Origin of the sequence: Shinella kummerowiae (assembly GCF_009827055.1) — a bacterium.
Lineage (GTDB): Bacteria > Pseudomonadota > Alphaproteobacteria > Rhizobiales > Rhizobiaceae > Shinella > Shinella kummerowiae.
Genome location: NZ_WUMK01000005.1, coordinates 71,935 through 85,846, shown reverse-complemented (window position 1 = coordinate 85,846; position 13,912 = coordinate 71,935). Strand labels below are relative to the sequence as shown.

The 13,912-nt window shown below is 63.0% G+C and carries 11 protein-coding genes; 3 read left to right on the top strand and 8 right to left on the bottom strand.

The window, feature by feature from the left end:
• Window position 1: 1 nt before the first annotated feature.
• From GR138_RS14130 to GR138_RS14110, 5 genes are all read right to left on the bottom strand, one after another.
• Window positions 2-1,015 carry an alpha-ketoacid dehydrogenase subunit beta gene (locus tag GR138_RS14130; RefSeq protein WP_160859886.1) on the bottom strand — a complete coding sequence of 338 codons (1,014 nt, stop codon included), beginning with the start codon at window positions 1,013-1,015 and terminating at the stop codon, window positions 2-4.
• 1 nt (window position 1,016) lies between these two features.
• Window positions 1,017-2,249: a 3-methyl-2-oxobutanoate dehydrogenase (2-methylpropanoyl-transferring) subunit alpha gene (locus GR138_RS14125; RefSeq protein ID WP_160859885.1), complete on the bottom strand. Its 1,233-nt coding sequence runs from the start codon at window positions 2,247-2,249 to the stop codon at window positions 1,017-1,019.
• A gap of 63 nt (window positions 2,250-2,312) precedes the next feature.
• Window positions 2,313-3,440 (bottom strand): acyl-CoA dehydrogenase family protein, encoded by a 1,128-nt coding sequence (locus GR138_RS14120; protein WP_160859884.1) that lies wholly within the window; start codon window positions 3,438-3,440, stop codon window positions 2,313-2,315.
• 25 nt (window positions 3,441-3,465) lie between these two features.
• Window positions 3,466-4,653, bottom strand: a complete 1,188-nt coding sequence (locus tag GR138_RS14115) for an acetyl-CoA C-acyltransferase (RefSeq protein WP_160859883.1) — start codon at window positions 4,651-4,653, stop codon at window positions 3,466-3,468.
• Between the two features lie 23 nt (window positions 4,654-4,676).
• Entirely contained in the window at window positions 4,677-5,444 is a 768-nt protein-coding gene (locus GR138_RS14110; protein ID WP_160859882.1) for a 3-hydroxyacyl-CoA dehydrogenase, read from the bottom strand.
• Window positions 5,445-5,640: 196 nt separating this feature from the next.
• Between GR138_RS14110 and GR138_RS14105 the strand changes: the two genes are divergently transcribed.
• Together GR138_RS14105 and GR138_RS14100 are read left to right on the top strand one after the other, a co-directional pair.
• Complete coding sequence (locus GR138_RS14105; protein WP_160860262.1) at window positions 5,641-6,648, top strand: AraC family transcriptional regulator; 1,008 nt, start codon at window positions 5,641-5,643, stop codon at window positions 6,646-6,648.
• Between the two features lie 107 nt (window positions 6,649-6,755).
• Window positions 6,756-7,109, top strand: a complete 354-nt coding sequence (locus GR138_RS14100; protein ID WP_160859881.1) for a DUF2200 domain-containing protein — start codon at window positions 6,756-6,758, stop codon at window positions 7,107-7,109.
• Between the two features lie 178 nt (window positions 7,110-7,287).
• Here GR138_RS14100 and gdhA read toward each other — a convergent pair whose 3' ends face one another.
• Both gdhA and GR138_RS14090 read right to left on the bottom strand, forming a co-directional pair.
• A complete protein-coding gene (gene gdhA / locus GR138_RS14095) occupies window positions 7,288-8,637 on the bottom strand; it encodes an NADP-specific glutamate dehydrogenase (RefSeq protein WP_160860261.1) in 1,350 nt (449 codons plus the stop codon).
• Window positions 8,638-8,795: 158 nt separating this feature from the next.
• Window positions 8,796-10,580: a trimethylamine N-oxide permease gene (locus tag GR138_RS14090; protein WP_160859880.1), complete on the bottom strand. Its 1,785-nt coding sequence runs from the start codon at window positions 10,578-10,580 to the stop codon at window positions 8,796-8,798.
• A 291-nt stretch (window positions 10,581-10,871) separates the two neighbouring features.
• On the opposite strand from GR138_RS14090, the gene GR138_RS14085 reads away from it, so the two are divergent.
• On the top strand, window positions 10,872-13,241 hold the full coding sequence (locus GR138_RS14085) for a trimethylamine N-oxide demethylase (protein WP_160859879.1): 2,370 nt from the start codon (window positions 10,872-10,874) through the stop codon (window positions 13,239-13,241).
• 27 nt (window positions 13,242-13,268) lie between these two features.
• On the opposite strand, the gene GR138_RS30805 is transcribed toward GR138_RS14085, so the two are convergent.
• Window positions 13,269-13,868: a PAS domain-containing protein gene (locus GR138_RS30805; RefSeq protein WP_160859878.1), complete on the bottom strand. Its 600-nt coding sequence runs from the start codon at window positions 13,866-13,868 to the stop codon at window positions 13,269-13,271.
• Between the last annotated feature and the right edge of the window lie 44 nt (window positions 13,869-13,912).

Here is a 13,912-nt window from a genome sequence, read left to right as displayed (position 1 = left end):
CTCAGCCCTCCATCACTTCTTTGAGCGCCCGGCCAACGCGGGCGGGGCCTGGAAAATAGTCCCATTCCTGCGCGTGCGGATAGGGCGTGTCCCAACCGGTCACGCGCACCATCGGCGCTTCGAGATGGTAGAAGCAGTGCTCCTGAACCAGTGAAACGACCTCACCGCCGAAGCCGGAGGTGAGCGTCGCTTCATGCACCACGACGCAACGGCCCGTCTTCTTCACCGATTGGACGATGGTATCGAGATCGAGCGGCAGGAGGCTGCGCAGGTCGATCACCTCGGCGTCGATCCCCGTTTCCTCGGCGGCGGCAAGCGCCACATGCACCATCGTGCCATAAGCGACGACAGTGACCGCATCGCCGGGTCTACGGATTTCCGCCTTGCCGATGGGGATCGTATAGTGCCCCTCCGGCACCTCGCCGAGATCGTGTTTCGACCAGGGCGTCACCGGCTTCTCGTGGTGGCCGTCGAAGGGGCCGTTATAGAGCCGCTTGGGTTCGAGGAACATCACCGGGTCCGGATCCTCGATCGCCGCGATCAGTAGGCCCTTGGCGTCGTAAGGGTTGGAGGGCACGATCACCTTCAGTCCGCAAACGTGGGTGAACAGCGCTTCGGGGCTCTGGCTGTGCGTCTGTCCGCCAAAAATGCCGCCACCGGTCGGCATGCGCACGACGATCGGGCAGGTGAAATCGCCGTTGGAGCGATAGCGGATACGCGCCGCCTCCTGGGTGATCTGGTCATAGGCCGGATACATATAGTCGGCGAACTGGATTTCGACGCAGGGCTTCAGGCCGTAGGCCGCCATGCCGATCGCCGTGCCGAGGATGCCCGATTCATTGATCGGCGCGTCAAAGCAGCGGGTCTTGCCGTATTTTGCTTGAAGCCCCTGCGTCGCACGAAAAACGCCGCCGAAATAGCCGACGTCCTCGCCGAAGACGACGACATTGTCGTCACGCCCCATCGAAACGTCCATGGCGCTGCGCACGGCCTCGATCATCGTCATTCTTGCCATGTCAAAATCCTGCCTTCTGCCGCTGGCGGCGGATATGGGCGGGCATGTCCGCATAGACGCCCTCGAAGAGATCGCGCACCGACGGTTTGCCACCGGCATGCAGCGTGCCATGGCTTTCGGCCTGCTTCTGCGCCTGGATCACCTCGTCGAGGATCTCGGCCTCGGCCTGGACATGACGCTCCTCCGACCAGACGCCGCGCACGATCAGGTGCTTTTTCAGCCGCAGCACCGGGTCACCGAGCGGCCAGGCTTCGGATTCGGTCTTGGGCCTGTAGGCGCTGGGATCGTCGGAGGTCGAATGCGCCCCGACACGGTAGGTGACGTATTCGATGAGCGTCGGGCCGAGGTTTTGTCGCGCCCGGTCCGCAGCCCATTTGGCAACCGCATAGACCGCCAGATAGTCGTTGCCGTCGACCCGCAACGCCGGGATACCAAAGCCCAGGCCGCGGGCGGCGAAGGTACCGGAACCGCCACGGGCAATGCCTTGAAATGTGGAAATGGCCCACTGGTTGTTGACGATGTTGAGGATGACCGGCGCCTTGTAGGTGGAAGCGAAGACGAGCGCCGAGTGGAAATCGGACTCGGCGGTCGATCCGTCGCCGATCCAGGCGGCAGCGATCTTCGTGTCGTTCTTGATGGCCGACGCCATCGCCCAGCCGACAGCCTGCACATATTGCGTGGCGAGGTTGCCCGAGATGGTGAAGAAACCATGCTCTTTCGAGGAATACATGATCGGCAATTGCCGGCCGCGCAGGGGATCGGCCTCGTTCGAGTAGATCTGGTTCATCATCTCGACCATCGGATAGTCGTCGGCGATCAGCAGCCCCGCCTGACGGTAGGTCGGGAAGTTCATGTCGCCCTTGTTCAGCGCCTTGCGGAAAGCGGAGCTGACCGCCTCCTCGCCGAGATGCTGCATGTAGAACGAGGTCTTGCCCTGCCGCTGCGCCATCAGCATGCGGGCATCGAAGGCACGCAGCTTCATCATGTTGCGCAGGCCCGTCAGCAGTTCCTCATCCGAGAGCAGCCCCGCCCATGGGCCGACCGCCTCGCCATCCCGGTTGAGAACGCGGATGATGGAATAGGCAAGGTCGCGAATATCTTCGGGCGCAACATCCACCGCAGGCCGTGGCACCGCACCAGCCTTGGCGATCTTGACGGTGGAGAAATCCGGCTGGCCACCGGGCCGGACTGCCGGCTCGGGGACGTGCAGGCTCAGATGTGGAACCTCGTTCATTCCTGTCATTCCTCCCTTGTCGACCACCTCAGCCGTTGCTCCCCGCGGCAGGCGATCCAAACATTACAAATTGCGCGCGATGACGATGCGCTGGACGTCGCTCGTTCCCTCGTAGATCTGGCAGATGCGGACATCGCGGTAGATGCGCTCAACTGGATAATCCGCCATGTAGCCATACCCACCATGGATCTGGATCGCATCGGAACAGACCTTCTCGGCCATTTCCGAGGCGAACAGCTTGGCCATCGACGCTTCCGTGAGGCAGGGCTGGCCCTCCTCCTTCAACTGCGCCGCATGCAGCACCATCTGGCGCGCCACCTCGATCTGCGTCGCCATGTCGGCGAGCCGGAAGGCCACGGCCTGGTGCTCGATGATCAGCGATCCGAAGGCCGTGCGCTCGCGGGCATAGTCGCGCGCCGCCTCGAATGCCGCACGCGCCATGCCGACGGATTGCGCGGCAATGCCGATGCGCCCGCCTTCGAGGTTCGACAGGGCAATCCTGTAGCCCTCACCCTCCGCGCCAAGCCGGTGATCGGCAGGGATGCGCATATTGCTGAAGGCGATCTGGCAGGTGTCGGACGCATGCAGGCCAAGTTTCTGCTCCACGCGCACGACTTCATAGCCGGGCGTGTCCGTCGGCACGATGAAGGCGGAGATACCCTTCTTGCCGGCGTCAGGATCGGTCACGGCGAAGACGATGATGACGTTACCGTTCTTGCCCGATGTGATGAACTGTTTCGCGCCGTCGATGACATAGTGATCGCCATCGCGGCGAGCGCGGGTCTTCAGGTTAGATGCATCAGACCCGGCCTGCGGCTCAGTCAGGGCAAAGCCGCCGATGCATTCGCCGGATGCCAGCTTCGGCAGGAAGCGCTGCTTCTGTTCCTCGGTGCCATATTTCAGGATCGGCACGCAGCCGACGGAACTGTGCACGCTCATGATGGTCGAGCAAGGGCCGTCCCCGGCAGCGATCTCCTCCAGCGCGACGGCATAGGCGATCGTGCCCGTCTCCGAGCCGCCATAGGCTTCGGGCACGAGCATGCCGAGGAAGCCGAGCTCGCCCATCTCCTTCAGTTCCTCGCGAGGGAAGCGGCTCTCCGCGTCGCGCTCAGCCGCACCGGGCGCCAGCCGCTCGCGGGCGAAATCGCGCGCCATGTCGCGGATCTGGGTCTGCTGTTCCGTCAGGATCATCGTCCGGTCTCCTCCCCGAAACCGTTCAGTGTCGCTCGATCGCCACCGCCGTCGCCTCGCCGCCGCCGATGCAGAGTGTCGCCATGCCGCGCCTCATGCCGTATCGCTCAAGGGCGGCCAGCAGGGTGACGAGCACCCGAGCGCCGGACGCACCGATCGGATGGCCGAGGGCGCAGGCCCCGCCATGCACATTGACCTTGTCATGCGGCAGATCGAGGTCGCGCATCGCCGCCATGGCGACAACGGCAAAGGCCTCGTTGATCTCGAACAGGTCGACATCCTTCAGGGTCCAGCCGGTGCGCTCACTGAGCCTGCGCAGCGCGCCGATCGGCGCGGTCGCGAAGAGATTGGGTGCCTGCGCGTGCGTGGCATGGCCAACGATGGTGGCAAGCGGCGTAACGCCCTCGCGCTCGGCCTGGGAACGCCGCATCAACACCAGTGCGGCAGCGCCATCGGAGATCGAGGAGGCGTTCGCTGCGGTCACCGTTCCCCCTTCGCGGAAGGCCGGCTTCAACGTCGGGATCTTCTCCGGCTTGGCTTTGCCCGGCTGCTCATCGCGATTGACGACCGTCTCGGACCGCCCTGCCTTCACGGTGACGGGAACGATCTCGGCATCGAAGGCGCCGGTCTCGATCGCAGCGCGGGCGCGGGTCAGGGATGTGACGGCGTAGTCGTCCTGCGCGGAACGGGTGAACTGATAGGCCTCGGCACAATCCTCGGCAAAGGTGCCCATCAGGCGCCCCTTGTCATAGGCGTCTTCCAGACCATCCAGGAACATGTGATCGATGACGCGGCCGTGCCCGAGCCGGTAGCCGCCACGGGCCCGGTCAAGCAGGTAGGGCGCATTCGTCATGCTCTCCATTCCGCCGGCGACGGCGATCGAGGCGCTGCCGGCGGCGATGAGATCGTGCGCCAGCATGACGGCCTTCATGCCCGAGCCGCACATCTTGTTGACGGTTGTGGCGCCGACGGCGAACGACAGGCCGGCACCGATCGCGGCCTGCCGGGCGGGTGCCTGCCCCTGGCCGGCCGGCAGCACGCAGCCAAAAACCGTCTCCTCGATGGCATCCGCAGCAACGCCGCTGCGGTCGAGCGCGGCACGAATCGCGCTCGCACCGAGTTCCGGTGCGGTGGCATCCTTCAGGTCGCCCTGGAAGCCACCCATCGGGGTGCGGGCCGAGCCGACGATGACGATGGGATCCTGTAGCATCACATCAAACCTCCCAACGGCCCCCTTCAGCGCGGCGCCATGCGCAACGCACCGTCGAGGCGGATGATCTCACCATTCAGCATGACGTTCTCACAGATATGGCGCACCAATGCGGCGAATTCCGCCGGCTTTCCGAGGCGCGGCGGAAACGGCACGCTCCGCCCCAGCGAATCCTGCACTTCCTGCGGCATGCCGGCCATCATCGGCGTCTGGAAAATCCCCGGCGCGATGGTCACCACCCGAATGCCGAAGCGGGCCAGTTCGCGGGCAATCGGCAGCGTCATCGCTGCGACGCCGCCCTTCGAGGCCGCATAGGCCGCCTGACCGATCTGGCCGTCGAAGGCCGCAACCGAGGCCGTGCTCACAATAATGCCCCGCTCGCCATCCGCCCCCGGTTCCTGCTTTTCGATTGCCGCGGCAGCGAGCCGGGTCATGTTGAACGTGCCGACGAGATTGATGGCGATCGTGCGGGCAAAGCTGTCGAGCCGGTGCGGCCCATCGCGCCCGAGCACCTTTTCGCCGGGCGCGACGCCGGCGCAATTGACCAGGCCATGCAGATGGCCGAAGCGATCCAGCGCCATGTCGATGGCCGCTTGAGCGTCCTTCTCCTGAGTCACATCGGTCTGGATGAAGGCTGCGCCCGTTCCAAGCTCGCTGACGATACCGGCGCCGGCATCGGCGTTGATGTCGGCGATCAGGACATTCGCGCCCTCGCCTGCCAGCATGCGCGCCACCGCTGCGCCGAGGCCCGAACCGCCACCGGTGACGACGAACGTCTTACCGCGGATCAACATGGTCGCCCACCTCCAGCACATTGCATTTCGGCGGGGTCGGCTCGAAGCGTCATGCAGTCCTCCCAGAGCTACATTCCTCCGGCAGGGCGATTGCCCCGTCCGTCTTGCCTTAGTCTATGACGACGCGATATTGCATGCGATGACCAAATCGTCTCGAACGATCGGCCAGTTTTACCACATCTTGCAGGACATGACGATGACGGAAACCGGACGGCGGATGATATCCCCCTCCTTCGTGGAAGAGGCCACCGATTGCCTGAAACGGCACGGGAAGGCGCCGGAACGGGTGCTGGCGGATATCGGGCTGCCCGCCCGGATCGATGCGCCGGTTTCCGCCGAAAGCTATGGTGCGTTGTGGCTGGCGATCGCGGCGGAAATAGACGACGAATTCTTCGGCATGGGCGGCAGGCCAATGCGGCGTGGCAGTTTCACCCTGCTCTGCCACTGCGTCCTGCACGCCAGGACCCTCGACCAGGCGCTGCGGCGCGCGCTGCGGTTTTTGAACGTCGTGCTGGAGGACCCGACCGGACACCTCGACGTCACCGACGGGCTGGCCCAGATCGTGCTGACAGACCGGGCACAGTCGCGCTCCGCCTTTGCCTACCGAACATATTGGATCCTGCTGCATGGCATCGCATGCTGGCTCATCGGGCGCCGCATTCCCCTTCGCATGGTCGACTTTCGCTGCGCAGAACCCGACCACGGCACAGACTACCGCCTTTTCTTCGGCGCGCCGGTGCGCTTCTCGCAACCGGTCAGCCGGCTTGCATTCGATGCTTCGCTCCTGAAGCTTCCCGTAGCGCGCAGCGAACAGGCGCTGAAGCAGTTCCTGCGCAACGCGCCGGCCAACATCCTCGTGCGTTACCGTTATGACGCGGGCCTCGCCACCAGCATCCGCAAGCGACTGCGGCAGGTGCCCCCCACGTCTTGGGGCACATTCGAGGATCTGGCCGAGCAGATGCGCCTGTCGCCTTCGACCCTCAGGCACCGCCTGCATGCGGAAGGCCAGAACTACGCGGCAATCCGCGATGAAATCCGCCGCGACCTCGCAGTCGAGATGCTGCAAACGACGGCGCTCGGGGTCGGCGAGATCGCCACACGCCTCGGCTTCTCCGAACCCAGCGCCTTCCATCGCGCCTTCCGGAAATGGACGGCAAAGAGCCCGGCGGCCTTTCGCCGGGCAACGACGGCGCAAAGCGCGTGACCATGTGTCGGCTGAAAGACAGAGCGTTCGATTGATCGCCGGGTGGTTCCGGTGTCAAATCGGCTAGGGACCGCCTCCGTTCGCGAGCAGGCAAGGAACAGGACACCATGGAAAAACACAGGATCTATACGACCAGCTTCGCGAGCGTTTACCCGCTCTACGTTGCAAAGGCAGAGAGAAAGGGACGCACAAAAGCGGAGGTCGATCAGATCATCTGCTGGCTGACGGGCCACGATCAGGCGGGACTGGAAGCACAGCTCGACCAAAAAGTTGACTTCGAGACCTTCTTCTCGGACGCGCCGAGGCTCAACCCCTCGCGCGCCCTGATCAAGGGTGTGGTTTGCGGCGTCCGCGTTGAAGATATCGAGGAGCCAACCATGCGAGAAATCCGCTATCTGGATAAGCTCGTCGACGAATTGGCCAAGGGGAAGGCGATGGATAGAATTCTGCGAGAGGCGTGATTTCTAACGACCAGCTTTCATTCGAAAGGTGGCCCTGACCGACATCGGCATTGAGAGCGACGCCGATCTGCCGCGAGACCGTTGAGCCGGAAACAAACCTGCAGCGATGCTGCGTGAGCGCTACATAAGCGCGACAAGACCGGCGCATGCCGGTCTTGTGCTTTTCGAGGATGCGACGTCAGATAACGCCGAGTGCGTCCATCGCTTCCGCCACCCGGACGAAGCCCGCGATATTGGCGCCGAGAACATAATCGCGCGACGCGCCGTATTCCTCGGCGGTTTCGGCGCACACGTCATGGATGTTGTGCATGATCGTGGCCAGCCGCTTTTCCGTCTGCTCGAAGGTCCAGCTATCGCGAGACGCGTTTTGCTGCATCTCGAGTGCCGATGTCGCGACCCCGCCGGCATTCGCCGCCTTGCCGGGCGCAAACAGCACGTTCGCGTCCTGGAACTGGCGGACCGCCTCGGGTGTCGTCGGCATATTGGCCCCCTCGACGACGGCGAGCACGCCATTTTTGATCAGCGTTTTGGCGTCTTTTCCGGTGAGTTCGTTCTGGGTCGCCGAGGGCATGGCGACGCTGCAGGGCACATCCCAGATGGAGCCACCCTCGATGTAATGGCAGCCGGTTCCTTTTCTGCGCGCATATTCCGAGATGCGCTCGCGGCGGACTTCCTTGATTTCCTTGAGGAGCTGCAGGTCAATGCCGTTCTCGTCGACCACATATCCGCCGGAGTCCGAGCAAGCGATGACCTTCCCGCCGAATTCGATGACCTTTTCGATCGTATAGATCGCCACATTGCCGGAACCGGAAACGACGGTTTGTTTCCCCTCGAAGCCCTCGCCTTTCGTCGCCAGCATGCGCTCGGCGAAATAGGTGGCGCCATAGCCGGTGGCCTCCCGGCGTGCGCGCGAGCCACCATAAAACAGCGCTTTTCCGGTGAGGACACCGGCTTCGTAGCGGTTGGTCAGGCGCTTGTACTGGCCGAACATGTAGCCGATCTCCCGGCCGCCGACACCGATATCTCCAGCGGGAACGTCGGTATATTCCCCGATATGACGATGCAACTCAGTCATGAACGATTGGCAGAAACGCATGATTTCACCGTCCGAGCGGCCGCGCGGGTTGAAATCAGATCCCCCCTTGCCGCCACCGATCGGCATGCCGGTCAGGGCGTTCTTGAACGTCTGCTCGAAACCAAGGAATTTGATGATGCCGACATTGACCGAGGGGTGAAAGCGGATGCCGCCCTTGTAAGGACCGAGCGCCGAATTGAACTGCACGCGGAAGCCACGGTTGATCTGAACCTGTCCTTTGTCATCGACCCAGGGAACACGGAAAATAATCTGCCGCTCGGGCTCGCAAATGCGCTCGATGAGCGCGTTGTCGGCGTATTTGGGATGTTTTGCGACGACACGGCCGAGGCTCTCGAGAACCTCCCGCACTGCCTGGTGAAATTCCTGCTCACCTGCATTTCGTCTCAGCACTTCATTCAAGATCGGCTCTAGCTTCTCGTCCACATTGACCAATTTTTCATCACTCCAACTGCCGAAACCGGATAATTCCGCGGCGACGCAGGTCGGATAGCCTATTTTCTGGGCTGATTGAATAAAAAATCCCCGGACAAGAGACGAGGGCCGCGCAACCTTGCAGTGCGCGGCCCTCATCTTGCGTGGCAGCTATCCGGTCAGGCCGGGAGCTGGAAGTAGGCGTTTGCGGCGAGAACGACGGCAAGGCCGGCGGCAAGCGCTGCATAGGGCAGGATGCCCGCTCTCTTGACGCCCAGATCCTGGCCGACGAGGCCGAGGTCCTCCATGGCGCCCACCGGGAATTTTCCGCCGTCGCGCACATAGTGGCGATAGGCGAAGACCGGCAGGATGAGGGCGGCGAAGATGAAGCCGACCCAGAGCGCGTTGGAATAGCCCCAGACTTTCGCGCCGGCGCCGAGGAACAGCGCGTTGACGAAGGCAAGCACGGTATTGAGGCCGATCAGCCAGGTCGGTGCTTTCCAGGGGCGCGGGATATGGCCGGAATCCATGCGGTGGATCCAGCCGGCATTGAGGTTGAGGAAGTTGAAGATGATGTAGCCGACATTGGAGACGGCCAAAACGAAGAAGTAGCCGGCCACGTCGGAGGCGATGGCAAGCAGGATAAGGTTGAAGCCGAAATCGGTCCACATGGCGCGGGTCGGCGCGCCGTGTTCGTTGACGTGATCAAGGTACTTCGGCAGCCAGCCGTCCTTCGAGCCCTGGTAGAGGGTGCGCGAAGAGCCGGCCATTGCGGTCATGATGGCGAGGAACAGCGCCATGATCATCAGGAGGACGAGGATCTGCGTGATGATCTGACCGCCATGGACGAGGCTGGCCAAGGCTTCCGCGACACCCGTGCCATCGACGATGCCGGGGGCGAGCATGCCCGCATGGCCGAGAACGCCCTGGAAGGTGAAGGGAATGAGGAAGAAGAATAGGCAGCAGAGAAGGCCGGAATAGAAGATCGCCTTGAACGTGTCGGTCTTGGGGTTCTTCAATTCGCGGGTATAGCAGACGGCGGTTTCAAAGCCGTAGGTCGACCAGGCGGCGATATAGAGACCACCGAGGAACAGCGTCCAGCCGCCATTGCTCCACACGCCATCGATGCCGGAATAGCCGGCTGTCGGGGGAACAAGATTGGTAACGTTGGCGCTGTCGATCTGGCCGGAGAAGATCGGGTAGAGGCCGATGACCAGCAGCGGCAGCAGAACGATGAGCGCGAGCCATTTCTGAACGTTCGCCGTTCCCTGGATGCCGCGATGCTGGATCGCGAAGATGATCAGCATCAGGATGCCGCCGATGACGAAAGTGGCGTTCAGGTTTGCCGTGGCGAGGAAGGGAATGTCGAAGGTGACCAGCGACCAGTTGCGGATGGCAGGCGTCAAGGCCGCAACCGCATCGGCCGACAGCAGGGCGGAGATAGCGTCCTGCGGCGTCTTGCCGGCATTGGCGGCGAGCCATTCGACGACGCGCGGGCTTTCGGCCGTCAGCGTTGCCATATTGGCCGTGACCCATTCCATGACGGCAGGCGACGTGGCGCCGGGAATGGGAAACAGGGCATTGAGGATGTAACCCGCCGCGATGGCGCAGCCGAGCGACAGCACCGGCGACCAGGCGAACCAGTTGCACCACACCGAGAGCGGCGCGATGAATTTCGAGTAGCGCAACCAGGCGGTGGCGCCGTAGATCGAGGCGCCACCCGATTTGTTGCCGAACATGCCGGCGATTTCGGCGTAGGTGAAGGATTGCAGGAAGCCCATCACCATGGAAATGATCCAGACCACGAAGGCGAGCTTGCCTGTCGTGCCTGCAATGCCGCCGATGGAAAACAGCACGAGTGGGGGCACGCCGGCGGCGACCCAGAATGCCCCTTTCCAGTCCAGCGCACGAATCAGCCCCGTGCCCGAGGCCGCCGATCCCTCGGTTTCAACGATAGATGCCATAAACAGTCTCCTCGACCAGTTTTGCCGTGAAGCGCGTTTGCGCGCGTCCCCATTATGATGGTTCTCGCTGCGGCTTCTTCGCTGGATGGCGCCTGCGTTTTCGCAGTGTCACCACCTGTTCCCGTCGTCCATTTCGCGGCCGCAACTTATTCTCATAGTGAATTTTTTTTCTTCTCGGTCAAGTCTCTCTTTACTTTCCGGGGCCTCCCGTAGGATAGTTTTGCCATATTGCCGGTGCACAACGCGGCCCTTCCGGGCATCGAAACGATTGTGCGCGGGGCGGGAGCTGAGATGGATACGTCCGGACGTTTTGCAGGCACCCTGGTGCCGCCAAGAGCAAGCACCATTCTGCGGCCGGGTATTCCGGCGCTACCGGCCGGCGTCGAGCGCTACCGCGTCAAGGGGCGGGGCACCACAGTGGTGAAGGTCGCTGCCGGCGACCGCGTCACCATCAAGGATGTCGAAGGCGGGCAGCTCTGCGAAGTGAGCTTCGTCGATGCCAGCGGCCGGTTCAACGCAGCCGGTTTGGGCGCAGCCTTTTCGCGGCCCGCGGACGGGCTTCTGGAGATCCTCGGACGGGACGAAGACAGCGCACGGCGGACACTCGCCGCGTTGAAGCGGCGCAATGTCGACCCCGCAAACGCACAGGCGCTGGTGCTGTTCGGTGAAAGCTCGTCGCCAGGGGCTTCGGCAGAGTTGGCGATAGCACTCGACGGCATGCTGATCGTCGCAGCTCCGGCGCCACCGATGGACGCGGAAGCACAGAACACCGCAACGGCGCTCGAACTGCGCGTCGCCCGCTCCACAATCGAACGGGCCTATGCGGACATGCTGCCGGAACCGATGGCCGATCCGATCCAGGACCTGCGCATTCCAGCGGCCCGCGCCTCCGCCTATTTCGTGCGGGCCGGCGAGTTCATTCAGGTCATCGACGTTTCAGGCCGGCAATGCACGGATTTCCAGGCCTTTTCCGCCCGCAAGGTCGACAAGGGGCTGGATCTCGCGCTCGATGCGACGGTGACACGCACGCTTCTCGGGCGCAGTTACCCGATGCCGGGGCTGCCATCGAAAGCGTTCGACCGGGATTTCGAGCCGCTGGTGGAGATCGTGCAGGATACGGTCGGGCGACACGATGCCTTCGCCACCGCCTGCAATTCGCGCTACTACGACGACATGGGTTATCCGGGGCATGTCAACTGCACGGATAATTTCAACCATGCGCTGGCCCCTTATGGCATTGCGCCGCGCAAGGGCTGGGAAGCGCTCAACTATTTCTACAACACCAATGTCGACCATCATAACCAGCTCTATCTCGACGAACCCTGGTCGCGGCCGGGCGATTATGTGTTGATGCGCGCGCTGACCGATCTCGTCTGCGTCTCGTCGTCCTGCCCGGACGATATCGATGCGGCGAACGGCTGGGATCCGACCGATATCCATGTCCGCACCTATTCGGACAAAGAGACATTCTCGCGCGCCGTCGCCATCCGAATGACCCCCGATGCAGAGCCCGAAATGACCCAGGAAACCGCCTTCCATCCACGCTTCTCCGGCCTGACCCGCAACCATGTGGAATATCGCGGCTACTGGCTGCCCAACCGCTTCAACAACGAGGGGCCGATCGAGGAGTACTGGGCCTGCCGTGAAAACGCCGTGGTGATGGATCTCTCCCCGCTGCGCAAATTCGAGGTGACGGGGCCGGATGCGGAGGCGTTGCTGCAATATTGCGTGACCCGCGATATCCGTAAGCTCTCGCCCGGGCAGGTGGTCTACACGGCCATGTGCTACGAGAATGGCGGCATGATCGACGACGGCACGGTGTTCCGGCTGGGCGCGAACAATTTCCGCTGGATCGGTGGCGATGATGTCAGCGGCATCTGGCTGCGCGAGCAGGCGGAGAAAATGGGCTACAAGGCCTGGGTGCGGTCGTCCACCGACCAGATGCACAACCTCGCCGTCCAGGGGCCGAAGAGCCGCGAGATCATCAAGGAGATCATCTGGACAGCACCGGCGCAGCCGTCGATCGGCGAACTCGAATGGTTCCGCTTCGCCGTCGGCCGCATCGGTCATTTTGAAGGCGCACCGGTCGTCGTCTCACGTACCGGCTATACGGGCGAACTCGGCTACGAGATCTTCTGTCATCCCAAGGATGCCCTTGCGGTGTTCGATGCCGTCTGGGAGGCCGGCCAGAAGCATGGACTGAAGCCGATGGGGCTGGAAGCGCTCGACATGGTGCGCATCGAAGCGGGGCTGGTATTTGCCCATTACGACTTCTCCGACCAGACCGATCCCTTCGAGGCCGGCATCGGCTTCACCGTCCCTCTGAAGTCGAAGACCGAGGACTTCATCGGCCGCGAGGCGCTGATCAAGCGCAAGGAAAACCCGCGCTACAAGCTGGTCGGCCTCGATATCGACGCCAACGACGCCGTCGGCCATGGCGACACGGTGCATATCGGCCGCGCACAGGTTGGCGTCGTGACGAGCTCGACGCGGTCGCCGCTCCTGAGGAAGACGATCGCGCTGGCCCGGATGGATGCCCTGCATTCGGAGATCGGCACCAACGTGGAAATCGGCAAACTCGACGGCCAGCAGAAGCGGCTGCCGGCGAAGATCGTGCCGTTTGCGCACTACGATCCGCAGAAGCTCAAGCCGCGATCCTGACTTCGCGGGTTTGGTCGCCGCAGAGGATTAACTCGACTTGCCCCGTGCCGTCGCAATCTGCCGGGCGACCGCTTCGGAATCATTGGCAAGCGCACGCATTTCCGAGGCGAGGACGGCGAAGCCGGCACCGGCCGTGCCGGCCCGCGCCGCCTCGATGCCGGCGTTGACGGCGAGCAGTTTCAGGGAGCGCAGGGAATGCAGGATCTCGGCGGTTCGTGACGCGGTCGCGCGCATGTCGGCGGTCTGTTCGTCGATGCGCTGGTAGAGGGACTCGATGTTGACGATGCTGCCTTCGAGATAGAGCAGTTCCCCATCAGCGCCCCAGACACCACCGCCGGTTTCCGTGACCCAGAGATAGTGACCCTTGTTGTGGCGGATGCGGTACTCCAGCGTCCAGTCGGTGCGACCTTCCAACGCTTTGCCGACCACCTCGTCCATCGCCGGCACGTCTTCCTCGCACATGATGGAGGTGAAGGTGCGCACACGATTGCCGACGATCTCGTCGACGGGATAGCCAAAGATCCGCTGGATGCCGTCGGTCATCTCCAGCATCGTGTAATGCTCGTCCGCCCGGCATCGATACAGAAAACCATTCATGCGACCGAGAACGCTGCTCAGAAAATCCATGGAAACCTGGCGATTGCTGGAGTGCGGAGAAGAGGAATATTGAT